Raw genomic sequence first — 14,702 nt, 5'->3', positions numbered from 1 at the left:
TTATCCGCTGGTTACAAGAAAGATACAAAAGCGTTACCAAGAGTTCATATGAGAGTAGATTATTTCTCATGAATGTTTAATGGATTAGCAGCCGGGTTAAACTCAGGCGAATTAATCGCCTCTTTTATATACTTTACCCTTAGAATATATATATTTATGGCTTGTTTCTCCGATAATAGAATACAAAATTGATCCTTCTTCTAATTGCGTTGCCTCATAGTTTTTTAATTGATATTCCGGGTTATTTTTTTCCGCACTATTGATTACAGTAAAATTAATTTTTCCCAATTCCTGATCAACTTCTTTTTCATGAAAGATGACGACATTTCCTCGTCAAAATGATAAAGCTTATCGTTCCACTTGACAATATCGGCCCATTCAACTGAAGATTGTTTTTCACCCTCCGCTTCTTGTTTTGCGTCGTCTTGACTTCCAGAAAAACCAATTGAACATCCAGAGAGTATAAACAAACCTACAAAAAAAGTAAAAAATAACACTCTTTTCAAGGAATACACCTGCCTTTTCTAAGAGGTAGTAAATTAATGAACAAATGGCTACTTGAACTTCTGGAGTATTTCTTCTTGTAACTCTTCATATAAAGCTACCTCTTCAAGATCATTTGAAAGAAAACTAAACTGCTCAAGGTCACTAAATGTATTAAAACCTGTAATTTCACCGTATTTAGCGCTCTTATTTATTGAATACTTTCCATATCCTAATGATGCAATCCCATACTCATTTTTATTATCTCCATCGAAAAGAAAAAGGAAATATTCTTCGCCATCAAGCATTTTGATATAAGCTTCTGTAGAAATATACTTCCCGTCTTGAACATGGCCTGGTTCTATTACAACAATTTCATCATTGCCAATATCTTGTGTATAAGATTTGATTACACTAACTTTCTTTTTCGAACCAAAAACTTGACCATCTATTACATCGTTTCCCAGGTCATGTAAAGCCTTTACTTTAACGATATAAGTTGAAAAATTAATTAAATCATTTACATTACCTGGAACCTCATAATCTGCACTGGATTGAAATTCACTAATGGAAGTGGTCCGATTTAAGTAAATAGAAGTATCAAGTTGATTACAGCCCGCAATAACTATTAATTTAACAATTAACAGCATAAAAAAACTTTTCACAACATACCCTCTCCTTGTATAGTATATTTAGGCCTTGATTTCCTAATTCACACGAGAAAGGAGCGTTTCATGCAGCATAAACAGCTTCAGTATTTTCAATAATATTTACAGGGTTTGTTTAGTGATGTCATTTTTTGATAAATTGAACCTTGATAACTTTATACCTTATATTTTTCTCTTGACATACCACCGCAAGTCCTTTAATGATTTAGTATCTATAAGCTAAATTGGATTTATCTAAACTACTATAACTGTTATATGGATATTTGCCAGATTTCATAACAGAACCAACACTAGAATGTTGGTGTTTCATATAAAAAGCATGCCCAAGCTCATGCATTGCAGTTTTATTATAATTGGAAGCAGTATAATTAGCTCTAGTAGTAGTGTAATTATTTAATCTTAAAAGCGCACTGTTGGAGTTCCATGAGGCGTGACCATACCATGAATAATTAGATGAATTTATAGATCTCATATTAATATTTGGAGTGGATCCTCTAGCTAATCTGATGTTAGCACCTGATACAGCGTTCATTTGATTAATAGCATTTAGGTATGCTGCTTCGTGCCTAGGGTAATAAGTACTAATATTATATTTAGCATTAGAATGATAATTATTTTTACCTGAAAACGCCTCGGCATTTCTTAATTCGTTTCCTGTAGATGCTGCTACAAAAGTGTTTATTTGAAAAGAGTAAAAGAAAAGAACCATTACTAGAAACAAACTGGTAAGTGCATTTCTCATAATAAAGCCTCCTCGTATAATTTGGATTTTAAAGATCATTTTCTTGTTTAGCCACATTTAAACATGTTTCTTCTCTTTGTAATATAAAACGTGCTTATGAAAAAAGAACCTTTAAGGAAAATTATAAATTTTGTGGCATTCACGCCCCCTTTATTAAATCATCGAATTGGTTCCTTTTAAATATCTGTCTGTTTAAGCTTTCCAATATGCTTAAAATCTTCGTATACCTTGGCTATTGGGTATTTTACTACAATACTCTAATTTTAATGATATTAGAACCTTAAATATCTAAATCCCACAAAAACATTACAATGATACGGATAACATCAACACCATCGTCCGTAAAAATTTAGAGGAAGACGCCCCTAAAGCGTATAAAATCCTTGATATTCCATTGGACAAAAGAACAAATTGGTGAAGTCATGACTAAAATCAGCAATGGCATGGAGCCTGCAGAAGCAGCCCAGGAATGGGTCAGCAATAACCAGGACACTGTTGAAAAGTGGACTGAAGGCGCACAATAAAAATAATAGGTGAACAAAAGCGGAAACGCCTTGATCACCCCCGAAAATCATAAGCAAGAACGTGTAGTGGCGGTCCTTGCCACGGAGCGTTCTTGCTTATGACTCGAGGGGGTAGGCGTTGGAGCTAGACGTTACCCTTGGCTATGCTTTTTGATATTAATAAGCTGATTCGGCGGCCATGGCCTGCTGTTTGGTCCAATGAATCGTTCCCGGATCATGGGCAGGCGGGGCATAAATCGAGTAAAGTTTAAGAGGAACACGTCCGGTATTGATGAGGTCATGCCATGCTCCAGCCGGCACCAGGATGGCATCGCCCGCCTGAACACGGCGCTCAAAGGTCAGCTGGTCTCTGCTGTCCCCCATCCGTACCAGGCCTGATCCGCTTTCAACGCGGAGAAACTGATCAAGTTCATGGTGCACTTCTAATCCAACCGAATCCCCCGGGTTAATACACATCACCGTCACCTGTAAATGTTTCCCAGTCCATAATGTTCGGCGGAATGCCTGGTTTGCTTCAGTTGCAGAATGTATATTCACGACGTACGGTTGCCTGCCCCAATCCATTGCTCCACCGCAATATGGACATGTTTGCATCGGTACAGGTGCTTGGACATGCTGAAAACCACTCTCATAAGATTCCTCGTACATTTGACTCAATCCCTTCAATCCATAATCTTCATTATGCTATTCACCCAGCGCAAAAACTGTGTATATGTCACAAAGGGGCCAGGCCCCGGGACTAAAGTCCTGGGGCCTGGCCCCTTTGTTGTTATTGTTCATAGATTGAGTCGAAGTCTTTAATCATTTCGATATCGAGTTCTGTAATGCCTTTTGCACGCCAGGAGGATATTTTGATGGTGACTTTTTTATAATCAATTTTAATGGACGGATGGTGCTGCCGTTCTTCTGCATATTCGCCAATTTCTTTCGCGAAATAGACACCGTCCAGATAGTTGTCAAACTTATATTCTCGCGCAATCCATTGTTCACTGACTTTCTGCCACTCTGGTGATTGCTTCAACGCTTCATCAAGCTTTTTCTGACTTAAAGGAACCATTTCATATTGATCTTCCGTCTTATGCTTATCAGACAAGCTGATCCCTCCTTTATAATGCTTTTAAACTGTACCCTGGAAAATCACTTTAAAAACAATGGTTATTTTGACAAGAACACTTGTTCCTTTTCCGGTTCTGTGCTATGCTCATTTTAGAATAAACACCTTGTTATAACTTCATTCCACCTTAGGGATGTGTTAAAATGCAAGTAATTGAACGTGTCAGAGAACGATCTGACGAGACCACGTATGCTGCCTACCACCACGACCTGTTGTTTAAGCAACTGATCCACACTTTTTTCGAGGAGTTTCTTGAAGCGTTTTTTCCTGATGTGCACCAAAACATCGATTTCCGATACCTCAGTCCGATCTCTGAAGAAGTCTTCACTGATCTGCACGAAGGCGACACCAGGCGACTTGATATTGTCATGGAAACCAAGCTGAAGGACGAAGATGTTATCCTCATCATCCATGTCGAACCACAAAGCTATACTCAAACCAACTTTCATGAACGCATGTATCATTACTTTAGTATGCTATACAATAAATACCGTAAACCGATTGTTCCGATCGCTGTGTTCAGCTATGACCATAAGCGGGAGGAACCGACCGAATTTCATATGACGTTCCCTTTCTTTCATGTCCTGACGTTTAACTTTCTCGCACTTCCATTAAAGCAAACAAACTGGCGTGATTTTATCAAGTCCAATAACCCGGCTGCTGCAGCTCTGTTAAGCAAGATGGGCTATACGGAAAAAGAGAGAACACAAGTTAAATTTGAATTTTTACGTATGATGTCTAAAGCGGAAGTGCCTTGCTCACCCCCGAAAATCATAAGCAAGAACGTGTAGTGGCGTTCTTTGCCACGGAGCGTTCTTGCTTATGACTCGAGGGGGTAGGCACTGGAGCTGGATGTGTCTAAAATGGAGCTGGATCCAGCTCGAATGCGTTTAATTTACGGTTTTTTTGATAGATATCTGTCATTAAGTGAAAAGGAGGAGAAGATGGTGATGGAAAAGGTTAAGCATTCGCCGGATATGGAAAAGATTATGAAATTGCCGATTTCCTATGAGGAGAAAGGGAAGGAAATGGGAAAAAAAGAAGTGGCAGCTTCGATGCTTGAAGAAGGATTTACATTAGAAGTCATTGCCAAGGTCACCGGTTTGAGCCATGCAGCTATAAAAACATTGAACCATTAGGAAAAGCGGGCTCAATTGATGAATCAATTGAGCCTCCTCCAGCGGGACTGCTAATTTCTTATGAAAAGAAATCAATAGAGAATGTCGACGCCGTAACAGATTAAGTTCTTTCAACACTAAGCTCATCCATGGACACCACCGTCTGGTTAAGACTGATTTTTCTCATGTGCCGTTTGTAAAGATGCATGATCATCAGATGCACATTCGCTTGTGTATAATGATAAACAAACCATGGCAGTGACGGAGTGAAATCGTGAATGGCGATGATGACTTCATCCGCACCTGGAATTTGACGAAATTCCATCCGGCCGCGTTCATTTTTCTTTCCATCTGTCAATAAACCGCCTGTAATATAATATAAGGCACGGTCCTGGGTACTGCGTTCTCTGGAATATGACATCTCCAGCAGTGTTGTTTGGCCAAGCAGACCTATTTTGCAATTCAAATCCGCATCTGTCGCTGTATTGATCCAAGGATTTAGAAGGTCTTCAAGCCATTTTACATAATAACGCCCTACCCAGTCAGCACTTGCACCTTCTGGAAGTGCTACACGCTGCACGGAACGGACATCCTGCTTAATCGGTGTTAAGACCCGTTTTTTACGTGATTTACTTCCCTTTCCATCTGTTTTCATGGCGTCAGCTGCTGCTTGTCGAAATGGTATTTTACCATTGCTGATCCCCATTACATGATGAGCATCTTGAACCGTCATTTCATGTTGCAGACTTTCTACGAGTGGGTAGACAATTTCTTTTGGCGTTTGAGTCACTAATCTTAGCCATAGCCTTGAGAGTGTCAAAGAGAAAAAAGGGACATTCAACATGAGGCGCTTCTTTCCGAGAACTTGCGCCGTTTCTTCCATCATCGCTCGGTAAGTGAGCACATCTGGACCGCCAATATCGATTGAACGATTTTCTTCTGCCTTATCCAAAACGACAGACGTGAGAGATGTCATCACATCTTCCAGTGCTATAGGCTGAGTTTTTGTTCGCGTCCACTTGGGCAGGATCATCATCGGCAGGCGCTTCACCAGCTTAGCAAGGATCGGAAATGACGAGCCTTTGGGGCCAACGATCAACCCTGCACGAAGCGCTGTCACTGGGGTACCGTATGCCCGCAAAATGCGCTCGACCTCAAGCCTGCTTTCAAGATGCCGCGAAAGCAGGGCATCGTCACTTGGAACAATCCCGCCAAGATAAACAATTTCTTTTATCCCCTGGCGCTTGGCCGCCTGAGCAAAATTATCAGCTAAAATGACATCCATATCTTCAAATGTCCCTTGAGTCAATTTGGCGGAGGGCATCATAGAGTGAACGAGGTAAATTGCAATGTCAGCTCCTTGCAAACCTTTTTCAGCATCTGCCATGGAAAACAGATCACATGAACGCCATTTGACTGATTCTGTGCTTTTCCGTTTGTGACCATTTCGAGAAAGAGCAATCAGGTCCACTTTATGCTTTAGCTTAGAAATAAGATTTTCGCCAATATAGCCACTGGCTCCTGCAATGGCCACCACCGGTTTTGCCTTTGTCATAATATTGGCCCCCTTGTCTGATAGTTGCATGTACCCTAAGCAGAAACTTGGAAAACAGACGGCTCTTATGGATCAGGTAAAAACGGCACCTTTTTCACAAATAAATCAAAACCGAGGGCTGTCAGAATGCCAATGACGAGAATCCAAAGAGCAATACTGATCGCCATCCAAAAAAGCATACCCTGCTTGGTCGCTCCCATTGCCATGCCAATAAAAGCAGCTATATGCGTCCCCAGAAGAACGGGTCCGAGAAATGCCAGTCCAATCACACCATACTTTTGAAACAGCTTGACTGCTCTGACACTGCTTTTTGATGGCTTTCCTTGTTTTTGCCGGCGTGCGACATACCAGCCTTTCAACCTCTCAAACGCTAGAACAACTGGAACAAGTGTAACCATGTTGCCCAGAAACCCAACGATCATTACGATTGCCGGAGACAGGCCCCATAGGATGCCGATCGGAACAACTGCTAGTACTTCAATCCATGGTATCGCTGCACCTACAAACACAAGGAGGTACTTATAAAGCATGCTCACCTGCCCCCTTCCGAACTAAAATCTACTTGCTATTATACGTGAATTTTTCCTGAAACGATACGAAGTCGATTTATGGCCCAACAAAAAGCCAACCCCAAGTACGTAACAGGATTGGCAAATTACGGAAAATGATATTTTGTTTAAAGCAGTTTAGCAAATTCGTGTGTTTGCGCCTCAAGCTCGCCAATGGCTAAATTTTCTTCAAGCGCTTTCACCACGTGGGCGTCAGTCACTTTTTCATGGGTTTGTGTATGTATCATGCTTGCTCCTCCTCAAACTGTGCATCACCATGGTTGCAACATCAATTATATGTTTAGGAGGGTGGATACACGAATGCTTCTGTCGATGATGAGCTACCTTTATCCAGCCTCTTAACGTATACAGTTGAACAACGACCACCCGGGACTTATTTCCTATACGCCATATTATAAACATATCCTGTCATTAATACCATTTTATGGATACCCCTTGAACGAAAAAAAGACGAAACAGCCTTGTGAAGGTGTTCCGTCTCTTGTGGGTTGAGAATCTATTATATTAGCTGGAAACCGATTCTTTCGCGGAAAGTCCAAGTGTTTCAGCAGTTGCTGCATGGATTTCACGAAACATTTCCGGATGATCAGCCAGCGACACACCGTAAGAAGGGACCATCTTCTTAATATTTGGTTCCCATGCTTCCATATACTCTGGGAAGCAGCGATTCAAAATGTCGAACATGATCTGAACAGCAGTGGATGCGCCTGGTGATGCACCGAGCAGTGCTGCAATGGTACCATCTTCAGAATTGATGATTTCTGTTCCGAATTGAAGTGTGCCTTTCCCGTCTTCAGTATCTTTGATTACTTGGACGCGTTGGCCGGCTGTCACAATATCCCAATCGGCTTCTTGAGCCGTTGGTACAAATTTGCGCAGCTCATCCATCCGTTTATCACCGGAGAGCATCACCTGTTGGATCAGGTATTTGGTCAGCTTCATTTCTTTTACACCTGCTGACATCATCGTAATCATATTATTTGGCTTCACTGACCCGATGAGATCAAAGTTTGAACCTGTTTTCAAAAACTTGGGGGAGAACCCTGCGAATGGGCCAAATAGCAATGTATCCCGGCCCTCGATATGCCGTCTGTCCAGGTGTGGCATAGACATCGGCGGCGCACCCACTTCTGCTTTTCCGTATACTTTCGTGTCATGCTTGGCAATCACGTCCGGGTTGTTGCAGACCATAAACAAGCCGCTTACAGGGAAACCACCGATATGTTTCGATTCGGGGATGCCTGTTTTCTGGAGCAGCGGAAGGCTCCAACCGCCGGCACCAATAAATACGAAATCAGCATTATGGTAAACAATGCGCCCGTCTTTATGGTCGTATACTTTTACTTCCCACGTGTGATCATCATTTCGTTTAATATCATCAACTTGGTGATTGTACTGAACACGGACATCCTTTTCCTCTAAATGGTTAAATAATATCCGAGTCAACTCACCAAAGTTCACATCAGTTCCTGAATCAATTTTCGTTGCTGCAATGGGCTCCTCAATGTCTCTGCCTTCCATAATGAGCGGGATCCATTTCTCGAGGACTTCTGGATCGTCCGTGAATTCCATTCCAGAAAACAACGGATTCTGGGACAATGCTTCATGACGCTTTTTTAAAAACTGTACGTTGGCTTCACCATGAACTAGACTGATGTGCGGTAGCGGCTGGATAAATTTTGATGGATCAGGGATCTGGCCTTTGTTAACGAGATAGGACCAAAACTGCCGGGAGATCTGAAACTGTTCGTTAACCTTGGTTGCCTTGCTCGTATCAATCGAACCGTCTTCCCGTTCTGTCGTGTAATTCAACTCACACAGAGCAGAGTGGCCGGTTCCGGCATTATTCCATTCGTTGGAACTCTCTACCCCGGGCTGTTCAAGTTTTTCATAGACTGTGATATTCCATTCCGGCACCAGTTCCTGCATAATTGAAGCCATTGTGGCGCTCATAATCCCCGCGCCGATCATGACAATATCCTTTTTCTCTTGTGAATTGTTCATCATTGCACTCACCTTCCCCTTTATCTGCTTGCATACATGCCTGACTCCTTCTTAGGCAGGCATCATTTACTATGAATCATTTATTTAATTAACCTCATATGGCAGCGTTTCCTTTTGCAGTTGCATGGATAAATGTATAATCACTACCCATTATATCATTTTTTCTAGAGAATAAAGGGAAAAACGAATAAAAAAGCCTTTATGCAAACGGGAAAAATTGTCATCCTATCCTTCGTCATTGACTTTCATGGAATATATTGGTGCATTTGTCCAGTTCCAAATTCGGTTCTTTGACATAGTTTAATGTGTAGCGATTTATTTTAAAGGGGGTAAGAACATGGGATATGAAGCAGAAAAAGGATGCGGCTTCGGCGGCGGATTTGCCCTAGTCGTTGTACTGTTTATTTTGCTGATCATCATCGGCGCATCTTATGGCGGCTACGGGTATTAAATGAAAACTCTACACCAAAAGATTGCTGCCTCTGCAGTTAAAAACCTTAATAGATTGAGGACACAAACTGCGAATCAATGAAAACTCTAGCCTAAACGCTTTTTATAGGGCTTTCTGGCTAGCGCCGCTGGAATATACTCGCTTTCCAGGGGCACGGCCTCAGCCTCCTTGCCCCGGCAAGGGGTATGTCGACGTTGCCCGCAAAGGGCGGTTTTAGTCGACCCTCCTTAATGTCCTCTCCGGGGTCTTCAGACTCGTGCTGTTCCCGCAGGAGTCGACTTCCCTCCGCTCCAAACACTTTATGTAATTCAGAGGCTTGGACGGTTCTGCTTGAGAAAGCCAGTAGGAAGGGGAGCGCCACTCAACTAGCTCGGGGGAAACACGGAGACTCCTGCGGGATGCAAAGCCTCGATGAGACCCCGGAGCGCGCATTTTGGGAAGGAAGGCTAAAACCGCGACGTCCTGTCGCAACGCCTTCATGACCCACATCCTGTGGGCCCGAGGCTCAGCAGCGCCCGCGGAAAGCGCAGTGTTTCCCCCGAGCGGTTGCGAGAGGCAGTTACAAGTTAGTTCGCAGCTTACGGATACTGGAGCAAAATCTATGTGAAAGTAGTCTAAAAAAACTTCTGTACCTCAAGGGGTACAGAAGTTTTTTGTGTCTCTATTTCTTACCCATCATCTTTTCTATAGAAGAAAGGTCTTTTGGGACTTTATTGTTTAGTATGGCATTTACCATCATTTCTTCTTTTTCTCTGGACACTGGTTTTCTTGCAAGTGCTGATACTTGTCTGATCACCCTTCTAACCGTTTTTTCATCTTTAAAATCTGCGTTCTGCAGGGATTTTGCAAGCTTCATCGCATCATTCATTTTCACACCTGTTTTTTTCTCAAGGTTATCCATGACGCACATTCCTCCTTCCAAAACTGTGTTACAACACATTTTATGAAAGGAGGCGGATAAATGTATGAGCTCGTGTCACTGTTTTAGAGAAGTCATACGACCTTGATAACCGTTCCGTAATGCTTTTTTGTCAATTTTTCCAACGTGGGTTTTGGGCAGGGTATCAAGGAGACAAAAATCTTTCGGTACTTTATAGGAGGTGAGTTTTGCCTTGCAGTACGCGGCGAGTTCGTCTGTCTCAAGTGCTGCTTTAAGCACAACAAACCCTACAACTTTCTCGCCCCATTTCTCATCTGGAACACCAACGACAGCTGCTTCATCCACAGCATCATGTGCTTCTAACCAGTGTTCGATTTCGAGCGGATAAACGTTTTCCCCACCGGTAATGATCATATCCTTTTTTCTTCCGACGATATACACATAGCCATCTGCATCCTGCCGCGCCAGATCTCCTGTATGCACCCAGCCGTCCACGAGTGTCGCGTCTGTTTCCTCAGGGTTGTTCCAGTAATATTCAAATGAATGATGTCCGCGAATCAACAGCTCGCCGATTTCTTCAGGCTGTGCTTCATAACCTGTTTCGGTAACAATCCGGATGTCGTTGAACAGCATGGGTTTGCCGACTGATCCAGGCTTGGCGTCCGTGTCGCGCGGGTCGATGTAAAAGTTGTTTGGACCGGCTTCTGTCAGACCGTAGCCCTCTTTGAATGCAATGCCTTTTTCACGGAAAGCATCGTAAATTTTTTGCGGACAAGGTGCGCCGCCGGAAACGAGTACTTTTAAATCAGGAAATTCCGCTTGCTGGAACATGTCTGTCTGCACCATCATATGGTACATGGTCGGTACAAATAACGCGGTGGTACACTGGTATGCGATGAGATCTCGGACGGCTTTTTCCGGGTGAAAGTCTGGTGCAATGACAACTTTTCCGCCAATCAATAGCAGGGGCAGCGAAAATACATTGAGTCCTCCGGTATGGAACATGGGGAGGGTCGTCAAGGTTGTGTCATTCCGGCTGAGATCCCATGTGATGATGGTATTGAGCGCATTCCACAAAATGGATCTGTGTGAGAGGACGACACCCTTAGGCCTGCCTGTTGTGCCGCCTGTGTAGATCATGGCGAGAGGGTCTTCCTCTGTAATCGTTACCGGGCTAAGGATGTCGCTGTCTGAAACATGGTCGACATATCCATTGCCGTCTAAAATCATCAGCCGGGTTTTTAACGTATCCAGCTGTACCATATGCTCGAGCGTTGTCTCTACTGCAATCACTTTCGGATCACAGTCGTTGAGAATGTAGAGCAGCTCGTCCTTGGCCAATCGATTGTTCACCGGGACGAAAATACAACCGAGCTTCATGGCTGCCAGGGCGAAATCAAAATAACTGATGTGGTTCGGTGCCAGAAGCGCAACTCGATCGCCTTTTTGCACACCTTTGTTTGTCAAATGAGCGCTCAGTTTCTCAGCACGTGCATTCAGATCGGTGTAAGTCCATTCTTCTTTTGTTTGAGAATCTATAACAGCTGTATCGTTTGGGGTCAGTGCCACCCGGCTTTCAAACCAATTTATATTTGCCTGCATAAGAGCACTCCTTTAACGCCAACGTGATGTATGAAACCAATTGTAAAATGCCACGGTCACAGCTGAGTTACATCATAATGCCGCCATCGACATGAAGAGCGTGACCGTTAATGTAATTCGATTCTTCCGATGCCAGGAAAAGATAGGCGTTTGCGATATCTTGCGGATCCCCGAGACGCTGCATCGGCACCTGTGACACGATCTGATCGATCACTTTCTGAGGGACGGTTTCTACCATATTTGTGGCGGTGAAACCTGGGACAACCGCGTTGACGTTGATCCCTTTATGTCCGAGTTCTTTGGCCCAGGTTTTCGTCATGCCAACGATCCCCGCTTTGGTGGCGGCGTAATTGGTCTGGCCGACGTTACCATATACACCTGAGACAGAGGATGTGCTGATGATTTTGCCTTTTCCTTGGTCTAGCATGGCTGGCAGAACAGCCTGGGTGCAGTTGAACACACCTGTTAAATTGACCTCCAGCACCTGTTGAAATTGTTCTGGGGTCATTTTGCGGAACATGGCGTCACGGGTAATGCCTGCGTTGTTGACGAGAATATCGACTTGGCCATATGTGGATGTTGTGTGTTCAACCATTTGGTCCACACTGTTTCGATCTGCAACATCGACTTGGACGAACATGCAGGTTAAGCCTTTGGCGTTGAGTTTCTCGGCACTCGCCTCACCACTTTTGACGTCGTAATCGGCGATGACAACTTTGGCGCCTTCCAGGGCAAACGTTTCTGCCGCCTGCAGACCGATCCCGTTTGCTGCACCCGTTATAATCGCTACTTTGTTTTCCAGTCTTTTCACCATAAACACGCTTCCTTTCTTTCTGCTATCGATCTTTTTATGAAAATTTACTTTTGCTCATTGAGAAATCCGCTCTATCGGATAAGCCAGTCATGCTATCGGAGGAAGAATGCATCCTATCCAACGAGAATGTCGTTCTATCAGAGCAAGAAGGCATTCTATCACAGCAACAACACTTTCTATCCAACGAATGTGTCAGTCTATCAAAGCAACAGCCTGTTACTGTTTTAGAAATTCGTCCAGGACGTGAATGAGCTCTTCCCGATCATCGATCAGCGGAGAATGGCCGCTGCCGGTAAATTCGTGATACGTAGCGCGATCGCCGTAGTCTTCGCGCAGTTCGTCGGTCATGTCTTTAGTCACGACCAGATCTTGATCGCCCCGGGTAATCATGACGGGGATGTCGATCTGCCGCACCTTATCCTCACCGGGTACAAGCCCGTTAGGATGACTGCTTATATTAAACACGTTCAGCGCATGGTAGCATTCTGCCAGGTTCCGCTGGGTGGTCATGTCTTCCAGATACTTTTGATAGCGCTCCTCGTCAGGCTTCTGACCAGTGTAAATCAACATATCCCACAGCTGTCTTAGAAACGCATAATTGTGGGTATCGTACGCTTCCTGGACCATATTCCGCTTGTCATCGTGAAACATCTCATCCAGTGTTGCCACACGATCATGCACATCTGGCATGCCATCTGCGCCTGTCCGGTAATACGCATAACCCGTGAGGACGCCGAGGCCAGCAAGAACAGCCGGTCACAATACCCCGGATAATCTGCACAGAACTGCTGACTCACCGCTCCGCCAAGGGACCAGCCAACAAGTGCGAACTGCTTTAAACCAACGACATCGACAAACTGCTTCACGTCATCTGAGAAATCTTTGATCGACGTAATTTGCTTATGATAGCTGGATTCGCCAAATCCCCGCAGATCCACAGCGTATAGCTTGTAATTCTCAGGCATGTGTTCGAACACAACATCCCAGTGCACAGAAGACGTCATATTGCCATGGATCAGCAAGACCACGTCGTCTCCACCATCACGTTCGCGGTAAGCAAGTGTTTCGCCATTCGACAATTCTACCTTTTTCAGCTTTACATTTCCCATGATGATTCCCTCCTGTAAAAATCAGTCAGTTTCTCCCCATCTGATCACATTTGCACCCCATGCATAGCCAATGCCTGCTGAAACGAGCACAACAATATCTCCATCATGCAGCTTTCCTTCTGCTTCTGCCAACTCCAATGATAAAATCTGGTCAATTTGGCCGATATGTCCGTAGTCTTCCAGATAAATAGATTTGTGATGCGGTACCCCCAGCGTGTCGAGCACATAATGATGGGCAGATCGTTTCATATGCAGCATTGCGACATAGGCAATGTCTGCCGCGGTATAACCGCTTTTTTCCAAGGCTTTTTCAATGGCAAAGATGAAGTTGGCCATCGATTTATCCGCAAGACGCTGTTTCATGCCCTCAGGATCGAGAACATCAAGCTGATACTGCCCCGCGGCCAGAGTTTCTGCCGTAACAGGGTTTTTTGTTCCCCCGGTGGTCACGACAACATCTTCGGAAAAAGACCCGTCTGTCATCATATGGGTGCCTAACAGAATGTTTTTTCCATGATTTTTCTGAACAATGATCGCACCACCCCCGGCTCCAAGGTTATACATAAACCGGGTTCGCGGGTTGTCGTAATGGATGAAATCCACATTCCGGTATCCGCCGGCAAGCAGCACGGTCTTAATATCGGGATCTGCGGTCATCATATCTTTGGCCAGTTTAAGCGCCATAATCGTTGTGCCGCAGCGGAGGGCGGTATCAAATGCCCAGGCATTAACGGCGCCAATGTCATACTGCAATTTAATGCCTGCTGTCCATAACGGATATTCCTTATGTTCTTCCCCGATATAAATGACAAGATCAATGTCGGCTGGATCCACTCCCCCTTTTGCCAGGGCCGTCCGAGTTGCCCGCACGCCCATCTCTACTGTGTGGTCGCCTTCCCCGGGAAGCGGTTTTTCCATGATGCCCATTTTTTGTTCGACAATGTCCTGGGGAATACCCGTCGCCTGGGACAATTCTGCAGACGTCATCCGTTTTTCAGGCAGGTATATCCCCGTACTTACTATTCCAATGGTGTCCATTGCATGTGCCGCCTTTCTTTAATGATTGCTG

General features: G+C 44.2%; 19 protein-coding genes. 5 read left to right on the top strand and 14 right to left on the bottom strand.

Translation table 11 applies throughout. The features are described from left to right. Window positions 1-263 precede the first annotated feature (263 nt). The 3 genes from JNUCC1_RS06975 to JNUCC1_RS06965 all read right to left on the bottom strand — a co-directional run bounded on the left by JNUCC1_RS06975 (window position 264) and on the right by JNUCC1_RS06965 (window position 1,893). A complete protein-coding gene (locus JNUCC1_RS06975) occupies window positions 264-506 on the bottom strand; it encodes a hypothetical protein (RefSeq protein ID WP_156644712.1) in 243 nt (80 codons plus the stop codon). 48 nt (window positions 507-554) lie between these two features. After that, the gene (locus tag JNUCC1_RS06970; RefSeq protein ID WP_156644711.1) at window positions 555-1,148 is read right to left on the bottom strand and encodes a hypothetical protein; all 594 of its coding nucleotides are present in this window, start codon (window positions 1,146-1,148) and stop codon (window positions 555-557) included. Window positions 1,149-1,356: 208 nt separating this feature from the next. Continuing rightward, window positions 1,357-1,893 (bottom strand): Xaa-Pro aminopeptidase, encoded by a 537-nt coding sequence (locus JNUCC1_RS06965; protein ID WP_156644710.1) that lies wholly within the window; start codon window positions 1,891-1,893, stop codon window positions 1,357-1,359. A 383-nt stretch (window positions 1,894-2,276) separates the two neighbouring features. On the opposite strand from JNUCC1_RS06965, the gene JNUCC1_RS06960 reads away from it, so the two are divergent. Beyond that, complete coding sequence (locus JNUCC1_RS06960; RefSeq protein WP_156644709.1) at window positions 2,277-2,417, top strand: hypothetical protein; 141 nt, start codon at window positions 2,277-2,279, stop codon at window positions 2,415-2,417. Between the two features lie 156 nt (window positions 2,418-2,573). On the opposite strand, the gene JNUCC1_RS06955 is transcribed toward JNUCC1_RS06960, so the two are convergent. Then, entirely contained in the window at window positions 2,574-3,011 is a 438-nt protein-coding gene (locus JNUCC1_RS06955) for a cupin domain-containing protein (RefSeq protein ID WP_231784163.1), read from the bottom strand. A gap of 175 nt (window positions 3,012-3,186) precedes the next feature. Further along, window positions 3,187-3,510: a 4a-hydroxytetrahydrobiopterin dehydratase gene (locus tag JNUCC1_RS06950; RefSeq protein WP_231784083.1), complete on the bottom strand. Its 324-nt coding sequence runs from the start codon at window positions 3,508-3,510 to the stop codon at window positions 3,187-3,189. 164 nt (window positions 3,511-3,674) lie between these two features. On the opposite strand from JNUCC1_RS06950, the gene JNUCC1_RS06945 reads away from it, so the two are divergent. Together JNUCC1_RS06945 and JNUCC1_RS19210 are read left to right on the top strand one after the other, a co-directional pair. Further along, the gene (locus JNUCC1_RS06945; protein WP_331713649.1) at window positions 3,675-4,322 is read left to right on the top strand and encodes a hypothetical protein; all 648 of its coding nucleotides are present in this window, start codon (window positions 3,675-3,677) and stop codon (window positions 4,320-4,322) included. A 159-nt stretch (window positions 4,323-4,481) separates the two neighbouring features. Then, on the top strand, window positions 4,482-4,670 hold the full coding sequence (locus JNUCC1_RS19210) for a hypothetical protein (protein ID WP_331713648.1): 189 nt from the start codon (window positions 4,482-4,484) through the stop codon (window positions 4,668-4,670). A gap of 100 nt (window positions 4,671-4,770) precedes the next feature. Here JNUCC1_RS19210 and JNUCC1_RS06940 read toward each other — a convergent pair whose 3' ends face one another. The 3 genes from JNUCC1_RS06940 to mqo all read right to left on the bottom strand — a co-directional run bounded on the left by JNUCC1_RS06940 (window position 4,771) and on the right by mqo (window position 8,777). Then, entirely contained in the window at window positions 4,771-6,204 is a 1,434-nt protein-coding gene (locus JNUCC1_RS06940) for an NmrA family NAD(P)-binding protein (protein ID WP_156644707.1), read from the bottom strand. A 65-nt stretch (window positions 6,205-6,269) separates the two neighbouring features. Further along, complete coding sequence (locus JNUCC1_RS06935) at window positions 6,270-6,734, bottom strand: small multi-drug export protein (protein ID WP_156644706.1); 465 nt, start codon at window positions 6,732-6,734, stop codon at window positions 6,270-6,272. 543 nt (window positions 6,735-7,277) lie between these two features. Beyond that, on the bottom strand, window positions 7,278-8,777 hold the full coding sequence (gene mqo / locus JNUCC1_RS06930; protein ID WP_156645438.1) for a malate dehydrogenase (quinone): 1,500 nt from the start codon (window positions 8,775-8,777) through the stop codon (window positions 7,278-7,280). Window positions 8,778-9,114: 337 nt separating this feature from the next. Here mqo and JNUCC1_RS06925 point away from each other — a divergent pair, with 337 nt between their 5' ends. Next, window positions 9,115-9,228: a YjcZ family sporulation protein gene (locus tag JNUCC1_RS06925; RefSeq protein WP_156644705.1), complete on the top strand. Its 114-nt coding sequence runs from the start codon at window positions 9,115-9,117 to the stop codon at window positions 9,226-9,228. Between the two features lie 661 nt (window positions 9,229-9,889). On the opposite strand, the gene JNUCC1_RS06920 is transcribed toward JNUCC1_RS06925, so the two are convergent. The 3 genes from JNUCC1_RS06920 to fabG form a co-directional block, all read right to left on the bottom strand. Then, a complete protein-coding gene (locus JNUCC1_RS06920; RefSeq protein WP_269448138.1) occupies window positions 9,890-10,129 on the bottom strand; it encodes a stage VI sporulation protein F in 240 nt (79 codons plus the stop codon). A gap of 75 nt (window positions 10,130-10,204) precedes the next feature. Next, a complete protein-coding gene (locus JNUCC1_RS06915) occupies window positions 10,205-11,710 on the bottom strand; it encodes a class I adenylate-forming enzyme family protein (protein WP_156644703.1) in 1,506 nt (501 codons plus the stop codon). A 67-nt stretch (window positions 11,711-11,777) separates the two neighbouring features. Continuing rightward, entirely contained in the window at window positions 11,778-12,524 is a 747-nt protein-coding gene (gene fabG, locus JNUCC1_RS06910; RefSeq protein WP_156644702.1) for a 3-oxoacyl-ACP reductase FabG, read from the bottom strand. 50 nt (window positions 12,525-12,574) lie between these two features. Here fabG and JNUCC1_RS18215 point away from each other — a divergent pair, with 50 nt between their 5' ends. Then, window positions 12,575-12,775, top strand: a complete 201-nt coding sequence (locus JNUCC1_RS18215; RefSeq protein WP_197431659.1) for a hypothetical protein — start codon at window positions 12,575-12,577, stop codon at window positions 12,773-12,775. On the opposite strand, the gene JNUCC1_RS19205 is transcribed toward JNUCC1_RS18215, so the two are convergent. The 3 genes from JNUCC1_RS19205 to JNUCC1_RS06900 are packed head-to-tail and all read right to left on the bottom strand — an operon-like array spanning window position 12,741 to window position 14,671. Continuing rightward, a complete protein-coding gene (locus JNUCC1_RS19205) occupies window positions 12,741-13,151 on the bottom strand; it encodes an alpha/beta fold hydrolase (RefSeq protein ID WP_331713647.1) in 411 nt (136 codons plus the stop codon). The genes JNUCC1_RS18215 and JNUCC1_RS19205 overlap by 35 nt on opposite strands. Then, complete coding sequence (locus JNUCC1_RS19200; protein WP_331713646.1) at window positions 13,109-13,633, bottom strand: alpha/beta fold hydrolase; 525 nt, start codon at window positions 13,631-13,633, stop codon at window positions 13,109-13,111. The genes JNUCC1_RS19205 and JNUCC1_RS19200 overlap by 43 nt, the downstream gene beginning before the upstream one ends. Window positions 13,634-13,654: 21 nt before the next feature. After that, on the bottom strand, window positions 13,655-14,671 hold the full coding sequence (locus tag JNUCC1_RS06900; RefSeq protein ID WP_156644701.1) for a 3-oxoacyl-ACP synthase: 1,017 nt from the start codon (window positions 14,669-14,671) through the stop codon (window positions 13,655-13,657). Window positions 14,672-14,702: the final 31 nt, after the last annotated feature.

Origin of the sequence: Lentibacillus sp. JNUCC-1 (genome assembly GCF_009741735.1) — a bacterium.
Taxonomy (GTDB): Bacteria; Bacillota; Bacilli; order Bacillales; family Amphibacillaceae; genus Lentibacillus_B.
The sequence above is the reverse complement of the archived record's forward strand: the minus strand, read 5'-3'. Positions and strand labels throughout refer to the sequence as shown.

Excerpts from the sequence above, each read along its gene's own strand:
- JNUCC1_RS06965 (WP_156644710.1), bottom strand. The coding sequence starts at position 1,893 with ATGAGAAATGCACTTACCAGTTTGTTTCTAGTAATGGTTCTTTTCTTT.
- JNUCC1_RS06955 (WP_231784163.1), bottom strand. The coding sequence starts at position 3,011 with ATGCAAACATGTCCATATTGCGGTGGAGCAATGGATTGGGGCAGGCAA.
- JNUCC1_RS06945 (WP_331713649.1), top strand. The coding sequence starts at position 3,675 with ATGCAAGTAATTGAACGTGTCAGAGAACGATCTGACGAGACCACGTAT.
- JNUCC1_RS19210 (WP_331713648.1), top strand. The coding sequence starts at position 4,482 with ATGGAAAAGGTTAAGCATTCGCCGGATATGGAAAAGATTATGAAATTG.
- JNUCC1_RS06940 (WP_156644707.1), bottom strand. The coding sequence starts at position 6,204 with ATGACAAAGGCAAAACCGGTGGTGGCCATTGCAGGAGCCAGTGGCTAT.
- JNUCC1_RS06935 (WP_156644706.1), bottom strand. The coding sequence starts at position 6,734 with ATGCTTTATAAGTACCTCCTTGTGTTTGTAGGTGCAGCGATACCATGG.
- mqo (WP_156645438.1), bottom strand. The coding sequence starts at position 8,777 with ATGAACAATTCACAAGAGAAAAAGGATATTGTCATGATCGGCGCGGGG.
- JNUCC1_RS06925 (WP_156644705.1), top strand. The coding sequence starts at position 9,115 with ATGGGATATGAAGCAGAAAAAGGATGCGGCTTCGGCGGCGGATTTGCC.
- JNUCC1_RS06920 (WP_269448138.1), bottom strand. The coding sequence starts at position 10,129 with ATGGATAACCTTGAGAAAAAAACAGGTGTGAAAATGAATGATGCGATG.
- JNUCC1_RS06915 (WP_156644703.1), bottom strand. The coding sequence starts at position 11,710 with ATGCAGGCAAATATAAATTGGTTTGAAAGCCGGGTGGCACTGACCCCA.
- fabG (WP_156644702.1), bottom strand. The coding sequence starts at position 12,524 with ATGGTGAAAAGACTGGAAAACAAAGTAGCGATTATAACGGGTGCAGCA.
- JNUCC1_RS19205 (WP_331713647.1), bottom strand. The coding sequence starts at position 13,151 with ATGGTCCAGGAAGCGTACGATACCCACAATTATGCGTTTCTAAGACAG.
- JNUCC1_RS19200 (WP_331713646.1), bottom strand. The coding sequence starts at position 13,633 with ATGGGAAATGTAAAGCTGAAAAAGGTAGAATTGTCGAATGGCGAAACA.
- JNUCC1_RS06900 (WP_156644701.1), bottom strand. The coding sequence starts at position 14,671 with ATGGACACCATTGGAATAGTAAGTACGGGGATATACCTGCCTGAAAAA.